We start from the raw sequence: 17,890 nt of genomic DNA on the forward strand, positions 1-17,890 counted from the left end.
ATTTCAACTCTCTAATTGCATCTAAGTGCAATTTAACTGCAATGGATAACAAACTTGCCGGTGAAAATCGCGGCGACTTTATCACCACTTAAGATATGCACCTCAACTTGCATCTTGGCTTTTTGTGCTGCCGCTAACGAAGTCAAATCACCACTAGCAAGTGAAGTGTGGGTATAGCCAACGCCAGCACCGGCGATAGGCGCTAAGTAACGAATATTGGCATCCGCTAATACAATATCGCCACTTAGCTCGCTCTCAGTCAGTTTCATATAAACCCAGCCCCACCCAGTTAAGGTGGCCAAGGTATAAATACTTCCCGCAAACATCGTATCGTGAAGGTTTTTATTGAAGGCGACATCGCAATGGGTAAATAGTTGCTCACTGTTGTAGAAGCTCACTTGCAAGTTCATTGCTTTACTCATTGGAATAGTTTGGTGCCAAATGTCGTTGAGTTGCACGCTAACATCAGTTGCATGACCGGCTGCTGGAGCCAAGGATTTTGTCATCAAATAATGCTGAATTTCGCCGTACAGCAAATGCCTTTTTTCAACGAGTTCATAGCCCAATTTACGATAGAAAGGGACGGCGTTTTCTCGTGCATTTAAGCTAATATGGGTAACGCCATGCTTACTTGCTTCGACCTCTAGCGAGTCAATAATTTTGCGCCCCAAGCCACTGCCTTGCTGATCGCTCGCAACCGCCATGTATCGAATTTGCGCTGTGGTTTGCGAGGTTTTGTGCAGCCTACCAACCGCAATTATCTCACCGGCGTTATTTTCAACAAAGCGATGAATACTCTGGCCTTCAAGCGCATCTTGCTCGCTACATTGAGGCTGCTGCCATGGAGCTCGAAGTTGTTGCCATCTAAATTGATAATAACGTTTAAACGCCGCTTTATTTTCAGGTGCTTTCACTAAATACATTGGTTATGCTTAATTTATTCCAATTTACGTGCGAAGGACTATGCCGCTTAGCCGTCACTTGCAACAAGGACAATTACTGTATTTTAAGCAGGCACCAGATGCAATCTCAGTCAGTGAAAATCGCCATTTTCGCTGGTTGTCATTCAATGACGTACTGCAAAGCGCGATGCGAAAACAAAGACCCCATTGGCTAACACTCCCTCATCAATGGGCGCTAATGTTGCCGTGGCAACATTATTCACCAAAACGTATTATTGAGTTCGGTTTAGGAGGAGGAAATCATTTGAGGTTTTGTCGCTGGCTTTCACCCCAATCAGATTACCAAGTTGTAGAGAGTAATCGCACCGTGATTGAATTAAGCCAGACCTTCTTTGCGCTAGACCAGAGCGCAGCAAACCAAAAAATAGTTTGCCAAACCGCTGAGCAATGGCTGACTAATCAATCGTTAATCGATATCGACTGGCTAATTTTCGATATTTATCAAGCGCCAAAAGTAGGAGTTAATGCAACGCATAACACGTTACAGGCATTGATAGAATATTTACCAGAACATACCCTGCTGTCGATAAACTTTACCGAGCCAACAAGCCAATCGCTGCGTTATTGGCAGCAGCTTTTCCGCAAAAAAAAGCAGCATCGAATGGCTGCGTATGAGGTGCCGCATTATCAGAATGTGGTGGTGCATTTACTGCCCAAACAAGCCCCTAACATGGTAGACAAAGAATGCTACCTTGCTCCTAGTTACCAAAAACGTTGGCTGCAATTCCATCAACAGTTTTATTTTGATTTAACCTAAAACAGTTTGCTCTTTTGAGTTTAAGATACGGGTATTTTTAGCTAAATAAACAAGTATCAAACGGAAGACATGAGATTTTCAATTTCACTGTAAAGCTTTTCACCCTTTACTGGTTTGGGCACATAGCCATTCATGCCAGAGTCAAAGCAGCGCTGAATATCATCATCCACGACACTGGCAGTCAGGGCAATGATTGGTGTTGCAGCCAGCCCTTGTTGCTGTTCGAATTGCCTGACTTCAACACTTGCAGCAAAGCCGTCTTTAACTGGCATCATAAGATCCATTAAGATGACATCAAAGTCTGGTGACTTTCGATAAAGCTCTAGTGCTTCTTCGCCATTGGCCGCCACTTGGTAATCATAGCCGGCTTTTTCTAACAGCAAAGAGGCGACTTTTTGGTTAATCGGATTGTCTTCAACCAATAGTACATTAACGCCTCGATGAACAATGCTCGCTACTTTTGAAGCCAGTGCGGGTTGCTCTTTTGATTTACGCTGAGCTTGCGACATTGCATGGTTAATGCGTTCGAACAAAATATCGCGCTTAAATGGTTTGGGTACAAAGTCATTCATGCCCGCGTCGTAACAACGTTCAATATCCTCTTCTAACACGCTTGCGGTTAAGGCAATAATCGGCGTTGCTGGCAACTCATTATTCTGCTCATATAGGCGGATTTCGCGAGTTGTAGAAAAGCCATCTTTCACGGGCATCATGCAGTCCATCAACACGACATCGTAATTTTTGCCTTTGGTAAATAGCGTGATAGCTTGCTCGCCATCGTCAGCAATATCGAACTGAAAACCAGCAGACGCGAGCTGTAAGCTCAACACTTTTTGATTTACGGGGTTGTCTTCAACTAATAAAACCGAACCGCTAGACAGTGTTTTTTTCTCGCTAGGTGCCTTAACGCCACCACTATTAATATACTGCTGACAGACCTCTAACGCTTTCACCAAACGATTACCCAGCAGCGGATAAGTCAACATTGCGGTAACTTGTTTGCCGTAATCGATTTCAGCTTTGGTTAATTGGCGAACCAGGCAAATTGCTGCATTAGCATTGGCTAGCAGAGTCATATCATCACGAATAGAATCAGTGTCGGCTCCTTCACTCACCACATAAACAACAATCAGCTGAGTACTATTGGCAGTAGCCAGCAGTTTATCTAACGACTCTACTTGATAGCGCAAATCAATCCCCATATACGCAAGTGAGTCTGACAATTGCTCTGTAATAGTCGCTTCTCGACAGACGACGGCAATATCAGCGAACGCTTGTTTGTTGTGGTACTGATAATCTTGTTCAATGCTTGCTAGCGCTAACGTAAAGTAAAATCGACTGCCCAGTCCTTTCGTTGAAACAAGCCCGAGCTCGCCGCCCATTAATTCAACTAATTGACGACTGATCGCTAAACCTAGACCGGTGCCTTGAAATTGTCGCGTTATTGAAGCATCTTCTTGCGCAAATGGTTCAAAAATATGGCGTTGCTGTTGCTCGTCAATTCCTATACCTGAATCTGCCACTGAAAAGGTAATCAGCGGGCTGTCATCTTTCTCACCCTGATAATTAATACTTACCGTGATATCGCCCTTATGGGTAAACTTAACGGCATTTGACAGCAAGTTCATCAATACTTGGCGAATGCGATGGTCATCGGCACTTACCCGCGCAGGAATGCGATCATCCAACTCAAGTTTCAGTGTTAATGGCTTTTCTTTAATTTTCGGCGCAACAATGGCAGCCAAGTCATAAATCGTCTCGCGCAGTGCTGTCGAATGTAAGCTTAAACACAGTTTGCCCGACTCAATTTTTGAGAAGTCTAAAATATCGTTGATCAGCGCAAGCAATAGATGCGATGACGTTTCTATGGTGTCTAGATAGTCTTTTTGAATAGCGCTTAATTGTGTAGTTGCTAGTACTTCTGACATGCCAATCACACCATTGAGAGGCGTGCGTATTTCGTGTGACATATTCGCTAAAAAGCTGCTTTTGGCTCTACTTGCTATTTCAGCCTCTTCTCGAGCAACTACCGCCTCATTTTTCGCGACCAGTAAACGCTGCTGACTTTCGTTGCGTTCAGCATTCAAGCGTTCAACTTCTTTCGCAAAACTGGCTAGTTCATCGCGACCGTCAATTTGCTCTGAAAGCTTAGTATCGGTTTTCCCTTCATTAGCCAAATAATCCAAAACTAAGGTAAGGTTGCGGATAATTCGCTGTCCTAAGCGAAGACCCACTGTTAGCGCAGCCATCACCAAAAGCGTAATAGCGATGACAACGAATAAACGCTGCTGCTCGAAGGCTGTAACATGGCGCTCTACTTCCTGTAAAAGCTGTCCTGAAATTGCACCAGCAACCTCTTGGAATAAGGCTAAACGCGTTGCCAACGCCTGCTGACCTGCCATCATTTGCTCAGGTGAAATAGGTACGGCGGGCTCGCTTAATACTAACTCACGAAATTGCTGACTTTCCGCAAAGGCGTGATTAGAAAAGGTGGTAAGCATTAGGTTAATTTGATCAGGCTCAGCGTTAATCACCACAAAGCGCCCCATAAATAGCTCTTGCTGCTGGATCAGTGCTCTTATTTGTACCTTAAGCTCATCTTCAGTGAAGCTTGACGCCTTAGTTAATGCACTAAGCTGTTGGATTTGCCAAGCCTCTTCCGCTGACCAAAATAGTAACCAATTTAGCTGTACTAATGCTTTCAAGTGATTATTAACACTAGCTGGCATCGCAACTAAGGTGCGCTCTTCCACCGATAACAGGAGCTCTTGATAAACTTCAACATGCCAAACTATATTGTCGATGCGGCTTTCACTATCTTCACTATCAACAATTGCTTCTATGGTTTCACGATATTGTTCAATCAGTGGGTGAATTTCGGAAAATTCGTGTTCTAAACCTAACTGTTCGTTCAATTTGCCTGTAATCGAAATAATAGCGTCTGATTTACCGTTACTATTATCTGAGCGTAATTGGTGGGAATTAGTATTAAGCTGCGCTAATGAGTTTAGCTGGCGCGCCATATTTTCAGCACGTTTTAGTTGACTAACTTGCTGATTAATATTGATTACTTGATGACCAGCCAACAACACAATGGCGAACGCTGGGATGACTACCAAGCCCCAAATTTTACGCTTGATAGTAAGTCGATTCCATAACTTCAATGCAGGTGTCCTGTTACCTCAACATACGGCTGTGCTTAGAGCTTAGCCTATTTTGGCTAATTTATCTCAAGCCTACCGCTGAATTATTGTTGCAAACCATGATTTTCATCAATATCCGCTATTAATTTGTTTAGGATCATACGCTTGCTAATTCACAAATATCAGCTACCTTAATAACTATCGCAAGGAAAGATTTTGGTTCAGGATGCACCACAGACGTTTCAAACCTACCATTACACCCCCATATAAAGTATCAATCAGGCCTAAGCAAATAATGTGCTTACTCGCTTGGTTATTCTGTACAGCGTTGATTATCCCGCAGACTCTACATGCCGCTGAAAACTACGCCATCATTACACTGAATAAAGACTTTAAAAAGCTCAGTAAAGGCAAAGCGAGAATGCTATATCGTGGCAAAGCTAAATCGCTGCAAGGTAAAAAAATAGAGCTTTCTGATTGGCCTAATAATAACCAAACAAGAAACGAATTCTATCAGCTCTTGTTGGGCAAAGACGCCGCACAAATGAGCGCCCATTGGGCTGGCTTGTCATTTTCCGGTAAAGCCAGACCGCCAAGAGAAATGAAAACTAGTTCACTGGATGAACTCCTGCAATGGCTTTCACAGAAGCCAACACGCATCGGCTATGCCCCATTGGAATCTTTACCTGAAAGTGTGACCGTACTGTATGTGGTTAAAAAGGATAAAAATCATGAATAACAAGTTAATCGCAGCATTATCAGCAGTGGCGATTAGCTTTGATGCTCTCGCCGCTATTGAAATTAATGACAACCTCAGCCTCAGTGGCTTTGGCTCAACGTCAATCACTAAAAGTGATAATGAAACGCCCCTTATTATCAATCGTAATATCCTTGATGAAACCTGCTGGGATTGCGACACCACCTTTGGTTTACAACTCGATTATTACCAAGAATCTTTCAAAGCATCAACGCAAGTCGTCAAGCGTCCACAAGACAAGTGGCTTAATCCAGAAGTAGAGTGGGCGTATTTGGGTTATTCATTCGACAACGTTGAAGCGCGAGTAGGTCGACTTCGTCTGCCCGTTTTTCTGGCTTCTGAATATTATTACGTTGGCCATGCCTACCAAAGTGCGAGGCCACCTGAAGAGGTTTACAACTCTATATTAGGCATCACTGCCTACAACGGCGCTAATGTGGTCTGGAATTTTGACCTTTATGATGAATATCAAGTATCAATCACGCCGTTCATCGCCTTCGATGATGACAATACCTTAGAAGTCACCAGCACATTTGACGTAGAAATTAACGTTAACGACATTCTCGGTGCCAATGCACAACTTGAAGGCGATTATTTCCGCTGGAACTTTACTTACTTTGATGCCGAATATGATCAAAAATTTATCATAAAAAACCCAGCCCCAGGCATTCCGCTTTTAGTGCTAGACCAGCCCGATCGTCGCTTTGAGTTGTATTCTCTTGGCGCGGAATACAACTTAGGTAATTGGACGCTAACTGCTGAGCGACAACTAGGCAATGTACGCTCTACTTGGTATGCCATGGCGTCATACCGAATTATGAAGCTATCGCCTTATGCGCTTTATGGTGAGACAAAAACCAAACGCACCGACATAACAGACTTCGACGGTAAATCTGGCAGTAGCTTCGTCGCTGGCGTTCGCTATGATCTGCGACATAACTTATCACTTAACCTTGAATGGCAACAGTTTAAGAACTTTGGCAACCAACGTGGCTCATTTACAACAACCCCGCAAGAGCCAGACGCACAAACCTACACCCTGATGTTTAATTTTGTGTTTTAAACAGAGCGTTGAACTTTAACTAGTAAAAAAGGAGCGCATGGCTCCTTTTTCTTATCCAAATCGGTGAGGAATCAACTATTCAATATTTTGGTTCTTTGGTTATATTGGGACCAAAACTTAAAAATTAGTCGCTTAGATTTTATATTTTCAAAATCAAGACGTTACCTAAGCACTTGCTAGCTTTAGCGACATAATCACCTCAATTACTCAATAATAGTGCATATGCTCGGATATGAGGCATTCAAAACAAACAAGAGAAGAAATGACGTACAACTGCTCATTACACCTCTATTGTTGAGATCATTGAAGTTTGAGAATTTAAATGTTGTGCTCTTGATACAATATTGTCTTTCAATTGACCTATGTATATTTGCTCTTCTACCGAAAAGTCATTGGTCTTGATTAGGTATTGAATAAAAGATTCTGCTGTTAAAGTGGACAGCACTTGTTTGGTTAAATTAGAAAGTAACCGTGCCAGTAATTTTTTATCTATTGCACAAACTTCGGCAAAATCAGCTAACTGATAGGCATTGATATCATTGGGATCAAACTCATCTCCCATTGCCATAGCTAACACATGCTTAAACTGAGAAAACATTGCAATATTGACAAGGTCATAAGCAGGAGTGAAGCTACTAATCTCCCTACCCCAAAACAGTGATACGTTTTTTCCATGACTATCATAATTGCTAATGATTAAGTTGAATAGCTGCCAGTTGATTAACCATTGTGCGCTATCAGCAGGGGAAGACATTGATTTACTAAACTCAAATAACTTAGGGAGGCTTGCGCCATCTCTTATATGCAATACATCTCTGTTGTCTCCCAAATTTCGTTCGTATTTATAATCCCTAGGCAAGTTCAATGCTTGGCATCCGTCAATGACGTGCCTCCTCAACACTTGTTTTTTCTCCGAGACATATTTTCTATCAAAGCGATGAACAATAAGCGCTGGGTGCTTTCCAAATCGAATAAACTCGACTTCAGCAGTAGGTAAACCAACTGCTGCGGATAACTTCATACAAAAGTATTCGTTTAGAACTAGATTTAGGCAACTTTTCTTTTCAAATTTTAAGATATGCGTAGAACATAGCGTTCCATCACCAAAGCCAATTTCGCCATTTTCATTTATGAAGACGTTGAGCTTATCCTGAACCCCAGCCACACTGAGCCTAGGCTTGTCATCCCATGTTAATAAACCTATGTCTTCTTTAGTATCGAGTCTCCTTTCAAGCTCATCTTCAGTGAGTAATCTGAAAGCAGGCTCTTCAGCTTCATTTACACTCTGTTCAATGCTGTCAGAAGTAAAGGTGACAGCCCCTGAAAGATCGCCGCCTATTTCACGTATTTGTGAGAAAACGTTTTTTTCTGATACTCCAGCCCTTTCTGCAAGGAGTAGTCGAGCTTCTCCTTCAGGTAAGGCATTATCAAGAAAGTTATATGCAACAGCGTTATCGTGATTATTATCAAGCGTTAGGTTTGGCGATATGGCGAAACCATTTTGTTGCCAATAATCATTGTATTCTAGTTTGGGCAAACCAGTTTCTTTGTTCAGTGATAGTTCACCGATAACCTTTTCTGCGAATCTTATATTTAGGCTGTAGGCATCTAATTTATTATTCATCAGTTAGACCCACTCTTTATCAGCTATAGTATTGACGTTCGGAGTTAGTAGCTCTTTTGTTGTTAGCTTTATCCCTAATCCTTGTAAAACCGAAAAGACAGCGGACAAAGTACAATTAGCATTGCCGTTTTCAATACGCGATAGCGTATTTATACCAACTCCACATAGCGCTGCGCAGTCTGCCAGTTTCATATTCAACTTTGTTCGTTTTGCTTTAATTAGCTTACCTAGTACTACTGCATCTTCTATGTGTGCAGAGCTAGGCATGTCTGAAACTTTAACTCGATTAGCCATATTGGTAACACCCAATAATTCACCATTATTAGTGATTATATTACTAGAAGTCACATTAGCAAGAAATATTCACCATTACTAGTGAATAGGTTAGGCAGTTGTCATAAAACGCTTTATATTCACCACTATTAGTGAATATAGGTTGTTATAGTAGTGGCTCAACAATAATTCACTAATAGTGATGAACTATTGTTAATTATCTACTACGCAATAATTGCAGAATTCGAGAAGTTGTAATAGTCGAATCAGTCAAAGCTTTTTCTAAAAGCTCTTTGACCTTTTTAGAAGGTACCTTCGATTCTAGTCGGTTATTGGCTAGTGCCTGCTTAAGAGCATTGGGATTAGTGATACGCATTATTTGAGTCTTTCTATTAAGAAAACATTACCATAATAGCAAAGAGCAATTATTAGATCTCGGCAGCATGAGCTTACGATCAGAAGTATGCTTTGAGTCGACATAATACCGAGTTTTTGATCGTAGGTATGCTTACTTACACTCGAAATATAAAACTCCGCTGAGCATTGCTCAGCAGAACTCTATAGTTTAGTTAACCAACTGTAGTAGCAATTAAGGGCTTATAATTAAGTAAGGGCGCAACATATTCACTGAGTTTGTTCAAAGCTTTTACTCGCTCAGGAAAAAAGCCATAACAATCATAGGTTTTCTCCATGCCTTTCAAACTATGGTTCATGCACTTTTCAGAAACTTCGCGGCTAACACCAAGTTTAGAAAGAAACGTGCGAAAAGTACGGCGTAAATCATGTAAAGTAAAATGCTCAACACCTGCTTCCTCCATGCGATTAGGTCCTCTATCCCGCTTTCCATATGAAATACCGAACAAACAAGCTACAGCATCATTCAAGGTATCGGGCCCAATATAAGGATATTGACTCGCTTTACGTTTAGGAAAGAGATATTCCGAGTGGCCACTCAAAACACGTAAATCCTGAAACAATGAAATTGCTAGATCAGGAATAGGAATGACAAGTGCAACATCGGTTTTAGTTGAGCTTGCAAATAATTTGAAGGTCTGCCGCTCAATATCAACTTGCGTCCATTTGGCAGATAACAGCTCCATTTTACGTGTACCCAGCATGAGTAAAAGTGATAACGCAATATAGGACGACTGTGTGATCTTCACGGGGTTTTCTCTAAAAACTCTAAACGCAGCTTCGATCTCATGCTCCTCTAAAAATCTCTGACGTTTCTTATCTGCTCCACCTGCATCTTCCGTTTGAGAAAATTCCTGAGCGATATTTGACACAATAACGCTGTATTTAATAGCGACTCGAAAGACACGTTTGATTAGCAACAAGGCTTGGTTCGCGACTGCTGGCCTACCCGTATCTAGGATACGTTGAATAACGTTATCAATGTCATAACTTTTAATTTGCTCCATCCGCACATAACCGAGGTGGGCATTGATCTCATTGTTGTAGATTCGTTCATAAACAAAAGCAGTGCGAATTTGCTCGCGCTTTTTAGCTAAATACTTCTGAACACAGTCGTCAAACGTTATGAGTTTAGAGCGGCTTTGCCGCTCCATTTCTAGTTTAGGGTCGATACCATCGTTTAACTTTTGACGACAATCAATAGCAACATTAACTGCATCAGGATAGTCCAATAGTTGCTCATGGTTTAGTCCATAGCTGCCAATTTTGAATTGACATCGGCCTTCCCCGAAGCTGGTAACGGAAAACCCAGTTGGCAACACCAACGGATCTTACATCGATATATAAATTTGGATAGACATTCTGAAAGGTAGGATCACCAGAATAAACTAGTGCTTCGATCTGTTTAGATTTATCGGTTTTACCCACAAATTTTATCCTCATATTCTCAACCAAAATGTGGTGAGTAAAATGAGGAGTTCAGTTGCTTCAAGTGGTGAGTAGTCACTGCCAAAGTCACCACCTTAAAGCAAGTTTTTATTAATTCCACTGAATATTTCGTGAATAAAACCTGAATAAGGCACTAAATTTGGCTATTTTCGTGAATATATATGAAAAAACTAATCATTCAATATTCTGGATCTGCTCACGCATTTGCTCAATTAAAACCTTTAATTCAACTGCTGAATTCGTAATATCGGAATTAATAGATTTTGAGCCTAGGGTATTCGCTTCGCGGTTAAACTCTTGCATCATAAAGTCTAAACGTCGGCCTTGCGGGCCGCCTTTTTTCAAAATGCCACGGGTTTCTTTAACGTGGCTGAATAGGCGGTCGATTTCTTCATCCACATCCATTTTTTGCGCCAGCAATACAAGTTCTTGTTCAACACGGCCAGATTCTGGCTCAATGCCCGCATCATTAAACTTCTCAACGATGCGATCTTTTTGCCATTGGATGATTTCAGGCATGTGTGCTTTAACTTTTTCCGCTTGCTCGGTAATGCCTTCTAAGCGCTGCTCAATAAGCGCTTTCATGTTTACACCCTCGCTAGCGCGAGCAGCGATAAAGTCTTTCAATGCTTGGTCAAAGCCGGCAAGGATATCTGCTTGAATCGCATCCATATCGGTTTCTTCAGCTTCCATTACACCTGGCCAGCGCATAATCTCGAATGGATTAACTTGGCTATTTAAGGTTTGCTCGTTTAACCAGTTTGCGTGCTCTAGTAGTTGTGCAGCGAGTTCCTTATTTAAGGCTAGCTTGCCTTTGGCGGCAGGATTAGCGCTAAAGCGCAGGCCACATTCTACCTTGCCGCGGTTTAGTGCTTTGCGAAAACGTTCACGTAGCACGGGCTCCATTGAACGAAATTGTTCTGGCAAACGGAAGTAAGTCTCTAAAAAACGTTGGTTAACTGAGCGGATTTCCCACACAGCGTTACCCCAGTCACCCTTCACTTCAACACGGGCGAAAGCGGTCATCGAATGAATTGTCATAATCTTTCCTATTAACAAATTTTATAAGAATGAAGCGTGGTGAATTATGCCTGAGCCCAATGACACTCACCAGCAAAATAACAAATCATAAAGCTGGGCTTAAAATTAAGTGTTCTCAGTTGTTTTTAGCTTGCGCTCATACTGCTCCAAAAAACAAACATCAGTAACTTTATTTCTCAAAAGCTTACACAAGCCAAATAAATTCAAATAGAAATTAGACATCGCAATTGATAATCATTATCATGCGCATCTAAAAATTATATCCCTAATAAAAGTACTCTCAATATGAAACACCATAAACTTAGTTTAGCCATTGCCAGTGCGATATTAACATCTGCAATGCCTATCGCTCAGGCGGCAACGCAAGATGTTGAAGTGATCGAGGTCACTGGTCGCGCACAACAATTTTACTTAGATACCAATACCAGTGTTGGTACCAAAGCACCGGCAGACATTATTGATTTACCAATGTCTGTTGATGTGATTACCAACCAGTTAATTGTTGACCAAGCTGCACGTAACATTACAGATTTATACCGCTCAATTGCAGGTGTCAGTGAATTTAGTTATTCCGGCGTAACCTTCCGTGGCTTTAGGGATGATGCCAACGTGTTTTACGACGGAGTGCGCGGCGACCCATACTCAGGCTTTAGTGTGCCCCAAGTATTTAACGTAGAACGTATTGAGGTATTGAAAGGCCCCGCAACTGCACTTTATGGCGGTGGTGAGCCAGGTGGTATGATCAACTATGTCACTAAAAAGCCAACCTTCACTGAAAAACGCGAGTTAAATTTCACTGTCGGTAATCGTTCATTAGCAGGTGCATCTGTCGATATGACGGGCGGTATCACCGACAAATTAGCGTTTCGTTTTGGCGCATTTTACGAAGAAGAAGACAGTTTCCGCGACAATGCTGACAGCGAGAATACCGAAATTGCTGGTGGTTTACTCTATGAATTTGATGCCGACACTAGCCTAACCGCCACCTTTGATTATGTTGAACAAAACCTTGGCGGTAACCGCTTACGTGGTGTACCTGTCGACGACAATGGCAACTTTATTGTCGATCGCGAATATAACGCCAATGAAAAATTCGACTATCAAGACTTAGAAGCGCTAACACTGCAAGCAACATTGAAACACAGCTTTACTGACAATTTAAATGTCAATGCAACTGTGCGCTACATGGATAACGAGCGTGAACAGGCTTACCACGAATCACGCAGCTGGGTTGATGTGAATGGTGATGGCGAAGCCAATATTGACGATGAGACCATTCGACGTGAGTACCGCGATCAATATCGTGCCAATGAAGAGCTAAGCCTAACCGTTGATTTTGTTTATGAACACGAATTGGCAGGCATGGCCAACCAATTATTGTTCGGTGGTGATTACCACGACGTTGATACTGAATATGACTACTTGCGCGCTCGGTACGAAGCTGACGGTGTCGGTAACCTAAATATTTTTAATCCAAACTATGGCGAAACTGACCCCTCAACATACAATCTGCGCGATTTAAACCGCGATGGCATTAAGCGTGAACGTAACAGCTTTTACGTGCAAGACAGGTTATCGCTGACCGAGCAATGGACAATTATGCTTGGCGCTCGATTCGATCAATTTGACGAAACCAATAAAGAAAGCGGCAATAGCTACGATGATAACGATGTTACATACCGCGCCGGTGTTACGTACAAGCCGATGGATGATTTCTCACTTTACGCCAGTTACTCTGAGAGCTTTAATCCAGTTAGCCCAAATGACTTTGAAGAAGGTGCTGGCGAATTAGACCCAACCACAGGTGATCAAATTGAAGTCGGTGCCAAGAAGTATTGGCTAGACGGCCGTATTTTTACCACCATTGCGATTTATCAAATTGATAAAGAAAATCTCGTCATCGGCAACCCAGACTTCGTTGATAACGACGAAACTCCGAATATTCCGGCGCTGATCAACTTTGGTTTAGTGGAAAGTGATGGTGTTGAACTGACGTTAGTCGGTGACTTAACCGACAACCTAAGTATAACTGCCAACTACGCGTACAACGACACGCGAGTAACGCGCGGTGATACCCGCAATATTTCAGGCTCAGGTAAATTTGTTAATGCGCCAATGCATCAAGCTGGTTTATGGACACGCTACGAGCTTGCTAGTATTGACTCTTCAATCGCCTTTGGTATTGATTATGTTGATGAGCAAATTAGCTTTGATAACCAAAAAGTGAAGTCATTTACCGTATTTGACGCAAGCTGGACAACTCGTTGGGATGATATCTTGCTAAGCATTAATGTGAATAACATTTTTGACAAAGAATATGCCGTCAGTGGCTTTAGTGAGCGCAATGGTCACTTCCCTGGTGAATCAAGAAAAGTAGTTGGTCAACTAACCTACAACTTCTAGTTGCGCAACAGCGTTAAGCGCTATTTAGTTAATAAAACGCAAAAGGCTCAACCATTTATAAAAATGGTTGAGCCTTATTTTTTCGTACGCTTAATAGCTAAGCTTTACTAACTTGCCATTGTTGTTTGATTTGCTCAGCAACACGGAATGCATTGGCGTAAATCGTGTAAGTGTATGGCACGCTGCCACCAGTTGGCATAAAGGAGCCATCGGTAACATATAAGTTATCCACTTCATGGGCACGACAGTTTTTATCAAGCACTGAGGTTTTGGGATCATCGCCAAAGCGACAACCGCCCGCCATCAAGTTCGTTGGTGGGTAGCTGCTAACCGATGAATAGACATTGTTGGCGCCTAGCTCTTTCAATACCGTTTCCGCTTTTTTCGCGATATATTCACCTACTTGCAAATCTTGCTGGTGATAACCAATTCGTACTTTCGCGACTGGATCGCCCCACTTGTCGGTGACTTCATCATCCAGTGAGACAAAACAGTCATCGTTTGGCATCCAGTCGTTAAATACTTCAAAGCGCAAGGTACGATAGGTGGTGAATTCCTGCTTAAGGTTGGCTTTTAACTGCTCACCCCACACCAGTTGATCGTCTTCATCGTATTGCGACCCCATGGCACGCGCGATTGGGTTTTGGTGGAAAAGAAAATCTATGGTGCCACCTTTTGCTTTACCGCCATTATTAGCGCCAGCAAAAGCGTCATCGTCAATCTCGTACCAGTCTTGCAGTGCGCGGTTTACAAATGGCCCTACTGTAGTCAATTGCGCTACCTGCTCGTCGGTGAGTTGGTCAAAATCGAAATCACCACGGCCAGTACCGCCCGCACTAAAGACTAAGTTTTTACCCACTTGCCCATTATTGTTGGCAAGACCATTCGGGAACTTAGCGCCTTTTGACGCTAACAATAAGCGTGACGTTTCCACGGCTTGGCAAGCGACGACATAAATACCCGCCTGTACTTTCTGTTTCTTGCCTTTGGCGTCGTAATACTCAACGCCAGTGATCTTGCCCTGCTCATCGCTAGCAATGTTAAACACTTTTGAATTAGGCTTGATAGTAAGATTACCTGTCGCCACAGCATGATTAAGCAATGCCGCTCTGCCACTGCCTTTTGCTCCCGACGAACAGCCATAGCTACTACAATACCCAGAATATTCACAACTGCGACGCCCCATCGCAGGTTGCGATAGTACCGCACGTGGCACAGGGATTGGGTGATAACCTAAGTCGCTGGCGGCTTTGTCAATCCAGCCAGAAACTGGATGTTCAGCAATTGGCGGATAAGGAAAATCCTTCGAGCGTGGTTCTTGGTGTGGATGTTTAACAACCTTTCCGGAAACACCTACTTGCTCGTCAACCATGGTATAAAACGGCTCAAGCTCTTCGTAGCTAATTGGCCAGTCAGCAACATTAGCGCCTTTAACGGCACCATAAGTAGACTTCAATTTAAAGTCGACCGGTTTTAAACGATGGAAGTAACCGCTCATAAAGTTTGATGAGCCACCAACCACATTGCCGTTCCAAAAGCTCCAGCCAGAGTTTTCAGTAGACTCACCTTGCCAATAAGTTGAGCCATCGTTGCGCTCGTACTCTTCTTCAATCACATGGCGCTCGTCAGCCAGCGACGGGTTATAAGCATCGCGTAAGCTGATCGCTAATTCATCTTTATAGAATTCTTTTTCGGTCAGCCAAGCGCCCTTTTCCAGCACTAACACTTTCGCGCCAGCTTTAGCCAGCGTATAAGCCACTGGCGATGCGCCTGCGCCACTACCAACAATACAAATATCGTACATCATGCTTTGCGTTTTTCCTCTGTTGATAGGTTTTTCACGGAAATGCGGTAGCGCCCTGGAATTTCATAAAAGCGCTTACCTTTTTCAGGTAGCGGGAAACCTGCTTGGTGATTAAGCCATTGCCAGCCAATACCATTAGGGTTACCACCGTATGCTGGTGGCGATAACATGGCCTCATAAAGGTAGTTAATCAGCGTATTGATCCAGTTGTGGCCAGCTTGCGAGCCACTGATTTTACGCAGAATGGTTTCTTTTTCTGACGTTTCCAATTCAACAAACGGCTTTTTCAGCTGACTTTGACTAAAGCCGTTAAGCCAACCAACACCTTTTTCAATAAAGGCCTTTTCTTCGCTGTCTATCGGCTGCTCGTCAACCACATTGTATAAATAGGCTAACGCTTGAATTTCTTTAGCACCTGGACCAGACGCTGAGCTTGGTAATAAATGACTTAATACCGCATCAAGCGTACGCCAAGGATCTTGTTTGATAAGCGTGTCCAAGGCTGAAGTTTGCGCCGCTAACACTGGTAGTGGCAATGCAGCTATCGCGGTGGCACCAGCTGCCGACTTTAACATCTGGCGACGCGACATATGCTTTGATAATTTGCGCTCTAGCCAGCGTGGTGTTTTGTATAGGGGATCAAAAAATGACATAAATTTAAGCTTCTTGTTTTATTCGCACCAGCCTAAGCTTTTGGCTCAATTTGTTCGGTTTTTGGTTTCCATTGTTCAATGAAGGATAACCAGTTTTCACGCGAATATTTACCATCTTCTTGCAGCTCAGCGGTATCTTTTGATAACACCATTTTACCTGCCGCAGTCGACACATACATATGAGGGTAACCCAGTACTGGCGGCAACCCTTTCATAAAGGCTTCGTTTTCATTACTGTCACTGACATTCACTTTCAAAATCACAAATTCTTGATGTAGTTTGTTGTAGATGTCAGGGTTCTTCTCTAAAAACGCATCCATTTTGTGACACCAAGTACACCAGTTACCACCAATTTCAATTAATACATTACGGTTCGACGCCTTAGCAAGATTGATAGCCGCCACCGCATCTTTAAACGGATCGCGCTTATCGTCATAAACCTTGCTATAAAGCGGTAAGTCACTTTTCTCTTGTGCTGCGACTGCGCCACTAAAACCTAAGATTGAAACCATTAACAAGGTGGCAATTACGTACTTCATTTATCTCTCTCACAACCAATATTCTGGTTAATAGACCAAAGCCTAAACCATGATCTTTCACACTACCTTAATAATAGTCGCTCAGTACCCTGTAGAGAAGCTGTTTTAAGCAGAAAACCTGGCCTTTATCTGCCGCTAAATAGGTAACTATTAGCGCTAACTATCCGCAGCAGCGTATCAACTTCTAAGCGCGATATGATTTGTAAAACATAATGAAATAGCCGTGTAAAATCGCGGCGATACGCTTATAATTGCGAGCAATTTTATTTGACAGGAACCTAACTATGCGACCAAGTGGCAGAACGCTGGGCCAGATTCGTCCAGTAACCATTACCCGCCAATTCACCGCCCATGCCGAAGGCTCAATTTTAATTGAATTTGGCGAGACTAAAGTGATTTGTACCGCAACCGTAGAAGAAGGTGTACCGCGCTTCTTGAAAGGCCAAGGTAAAGGTTGGGTAACTGCTGAATACGGTATGCTGCCGCGTTCAACACACACCCGTATGCGCCGTGAAGCTGCCGGTGGTAAGCAAGGTGGCCGCACCATGGAAATTCAACGTTTAATTGCGCGAGCATTGCGTGCAGCCGTTGATTTAAAAGCACTTGGCGAAAATACCATCACCATCGATTGTGATGTTATTCAAGCTGATGGTGGCACGCGTACTGCTTCAATTACTGGTGCTTGTGTTGCCTTAGTTGACGCACTTAACTATATGCGCGCCAAAGAAATCATCAAAACCAACCCGCTTAAGCACATGATCGCGGCGGTTTCAGTTGGTATTTACAAAGGCCAACCAATTGCTGATTTAGAGTATTTAGAAGATTCTGAAGCAGAAACCGATATGAACGTGGTAATGACTGAAACCGGTAAGCTAATTGAAGTGCAAGGCACTGCCGAAGAAGAGCCATTTAGCTTTGACGAAATGAACGAAATGATGCAGTTAGCAAAACACGGTATTAACGAGTTATTCGATATTCAAAAAGCGGCATTAAGCTAAACAGCAAGCA

Annotated in this window: 14 protein-coding genes; 5 read left to right on the forward strand and 9 right to left on the reverse strand. The window is 42.7% G+C overall.

All coding sequences use genetic code 11. The features are described from left to right. Positions 1-32: 32 nt before the first annotated feature. Complete coding sequence (locus ACSLUR_RS18290) at positions 33-923, reverse strand: bifunctional GNAT family N-acetyltransferase/hotdog fold thioesterase (RefSeq protein ID WP_448556729.1); 891 nt, start codon at positions 921-923, stop codon at positions 33-35. 40 nt (positions 924-963) lie between these two features. On the opposite strand from ACSLUR_RS18290, the gene ACSLUR_RS18295 reads away from it, so the two are divergent. Then, positions 964-1,719 (forward strand): class I SAM-dependent methyltransferase, encoded by a 756-nt coding sequence (locus ACSLUR_RS18295; protein WP_448556730.1) that lies wholly within the window; start codon positions 964-966, stop codon positions 1,717-1,719. Between the two features lie 56 nt (positions 1,720-1,775). On the opposite strand, the gene ACSLUR_RS18300 is transcribed toward ACSLUR_RS18295, so the two are convergent. Next, complete coding sequence (locus ACSLUR_RS18300; protein WP_448556731.1) at positions 1,776-4,883, reverse strand: response regulator; 3,108 nt, start codon at positions 4,881-4,883, stop codon at positions 1,776-1,778. A 274-nt stretch (positions 4,884-5,157) separates the two neighbouring features. Here ACSLUR_RS18300 and ACSLUR_RS18305 point away from each other — a divergent pair, with 274 nt between their 5' ends. Together ACSLUR_RS18305 and ACSLUR_RS18310 are read left to right on the forward strand one after the other, a co-directional pair. Next, a complete protein-coding gene (locus ACSLUR_RS18305; protein ID WP_448556732.1) occupies positions 5,158-5,601 on the forward strand; it encodes a hypothetical protein in 444 nt (147 codons plus the stop codon). Then, positions 5,594-6,682 carry a porin gene (locus ACSLUR_RS18310; protein WP_448556733.1) on the forward strand — a complete coding sequence of 363 codons (1,089 nt, stop codon included), beginning with the start codon at positions 5,594-5,596 and terminating at the stop codon, positions 6,680-6,682. The genes ACSLUR_RS18305 and ACSLUR_RS18310 overlap by 8 nt, the downstream gene beginning before the upstream one ends. 280 nt (positions 6,683-6,962) lie before the next feature. Here ACSLUR_RS18310 and ACSLUR_RS18315 read toward each other — a convergent pair whose 3' ends face one another. The 4 genes from ACSLUR_RS18315 to ACSLUR_RS18330 form a co-directional block, all read right to left on the reverse strand. Continuing rightward, positions 6,963-8,306, reverse strand: a complete 1,344-nt coding sequence (locus ACSLUR_RS18315; protein ID WP_448556734.1) for a HipA domain-containing protein — start codon at positions 8,304-8,306, stop codon at positions 6,963-6,965. A gap of 3 nt (positions 8,307-8,309) precedes the next feature. Then, positions 8,310-8,600, reverse strand: a complete 291-nt coding sequence (locus ACSLUR_RS18320) for a helix-turn-helix domain-containing protein (RefSeq protein WP_448556735.1) — start codon at positions 8,598-8,600, stop codon at positions 8,310-8,312. A gap of 548 nt (positions 8,601-9,148) precedes the next feature. Next, a complete protein-coding gene (locus ACSLUR_RS18325) occupies positions 9,149-10,225 on the reverse strand; it encodes a tyrosine-type recombinase/integrase (RefSeq protein WP_448556736.1) in 1,077 nt (358 codons plus the stop codon). 391 nt (positions 10,226-10,616) lie between these two features. Continuing rightward, positions 10,617-11,483, reverse strand: a complete 867-nt coding sequence (locus tag ACSLUR_RS18330; protein WP_448556737.1) for a YicC/YloC family endoribonuclease — start codon at positions 11,481-11,483, stop codon at positions 10,617-10,619. A 285-nt stretch (positions 11,484-11,768) separates the two neighbouring features. On the opposite strand from ACSLUR_RS18330, the gene ACSLUR_RS18335 reads away from it, so the two are divergent. Then, positions 11,769-13,886, forward strand: coding sequence for a TonB-dependent siderophore receptor (locus tag ACSLUR_RS18335; protein WP_448556738.1), 2,118 nt, complete (start codon positions 11,769-11,771; stop codon positions 13,884-13,886). A gap of 97 nt (positions 13,887-13,983) precedes the next feature. On the opposite strand, the gene ACSLUR_RS18340 is transcribed toward ACSLUR_RS18335, so the two are convergent. Genes ACSLUR_RS18340 through ACSLUR_RS18350 form a run of 3 tightly spaced genes read right to left on the reverse strand, consistent with a single transcriptional unit; the run spans position 13,984 to position 16,882 of the window. Then, on the reverse strand, positions 13,984-15,693 hold the full coding sequence (locus ACSLUR_RS18340) for a GMC family oxidoreductase (protein ID WP_448556739.1): 1,710 nt from the start codon (positions 15,691-15,693) through the stop codon (positions 13,984-13,986). Continuing rightward, complete coding sequence (locus ACSLUR_RS18345) at positions 15,690-16,343, reverse strand: gluconate 2-dehydrogenase subunit 3 family protein (protein ID WP_448556740.1); 654 nt, start codon at positions 16,341-16,343, stop codon at positions 15,690-15,692. The genes ACSLUR_RS18340 and ACSLUR_RS18345 overlap by 4 nt, the downstream gene beginning before the upstream one ends. Before the next feature lie 32 nt (positions 16,344-16,375). Continuing rightward, a complete protein-coding gene (locus ACSLUR_RS18350; RefSeq protein ID WP_448556741.1) occupies positions 16,376-16,882 on the reverse strand; it encodes a DUF255 domain-containing protein in 507 nt (168 codons plus the stop codon). A 284-nt stretch (positions 16,883-17,166) separates the two neighbouring features. Here ACSLUR_RS18350 and rph point away from each other — a divergent pair, with 284 nt between their 5' ends. After that, the gene (gene rph / locus ACSLUR_RS18355; protein WP_116015607.1) at positions 17,167-17,880 is read left to right on the forward strand and encodes a ribonuclease PH; all 714 of its coding nucleotides are present in this window, start codon (positions 17,167-17,169) and stop codon (positions 17,878-17,880) included. Positions 17,881-17,890: the final 10 nt, after the last annotated feature.

The sequence above is a fragment of the Thalassotalea montiporae genome (assembly GCF_053485855.1).

What these genes read in the sequence shown, in the direction of transcription:
- ACSLUR_RS18290 (WP_448556729.1), bottom strand. Translation starts at nt 923, where the DNA reads ATGTATTTAGTGAAAGCACCTGAAAATAAAGCGGCGTTTAAACGTTAT.
- ACSLUR_RS18295 (WP_448556730.1), top strand. Translation starts at nt 964, where the DNA reads ATGCCGCTTAGCCGTCACTTGCAACAAGGACAATTACTGTATTTTAAG.
- ACSLUR_RS18305 (WP_448556732.1), top strand. Translation starts at nt 5,158, where the DNA reads ATGTGCTTACTCGCTTGGTTATTCTGTACAGCGTTGATTATCCCGCAG.
- ACSLUR_RS18310 (WP_448556733.1), top strand. Translation starts at nt 5,594, where the DNA reads ATGAATAACAAGTTAATCGCAGCATTATCAGCAGTGGCGATTAGCTTT.
- ACSLUR_RS18315 (WP_448556734.1), bottom strand. Translation starts at nt 8,306, where the DNA reads ATGAATAATAAATTAGATGCCTACAGCCTAAATATAAGATTCGCAGAA.
- ACSLUR_RS18320 (WP_448556735.1), bottom strand. Translation starts at nt 8,600, where the DNA reads ATGGCTAATCGAGTTAAAGTTTCAGACATGCCTAGCTCTGCACACATA.
- ACSLUR_RS18330 (WP_448556737.1), bottom strand. Translation starts at nt 11,483, where the DNA reads ATGACAATTCATTCGATGACCGCTTTCGCCCGTGTTGAAGTGAAGGGT.
- ACSLUR_RS18335 (WP_448556738.1), top strand. Translation starts at nt 11,769, where the DNA reads ATGAAACACCATAAACTTAGTTTAGCCATTGCCAGTGCGATATTAACA.
- ACSLUR_RS18340 (WP_448556739.1), bottom strand. Translation starts at nt 15,693, where the DNA reads ATGATGTACGATATTTGTATTGTTGGTAGTGGCGCAGGCGCATCGCCA.
- ACSLUR_RS18345 (WP_448556740.1), bottom strand. Translation starts at nt 16,343, where the DNA reads ATGTCATTTTTTGATCCCCTATACAAAACACCACGCTGGCTAGAGCGC.
- ACSLUR_RS18350 (WP_448556741.1), bottom strand. Translation starts at nt 16,882, where the DNA reads ATGAAGTACGTAATTGCCACCTTGTTAATGGTTTCAATCTTAGGTTTT.
- rph (WP_116015607.1), top strand. Translation starts at nt 17,167, where the DNA reads ATGCGACCAAGTGGCAGAACGCTGGGCCAGATTCGTCCAGTAACCATT.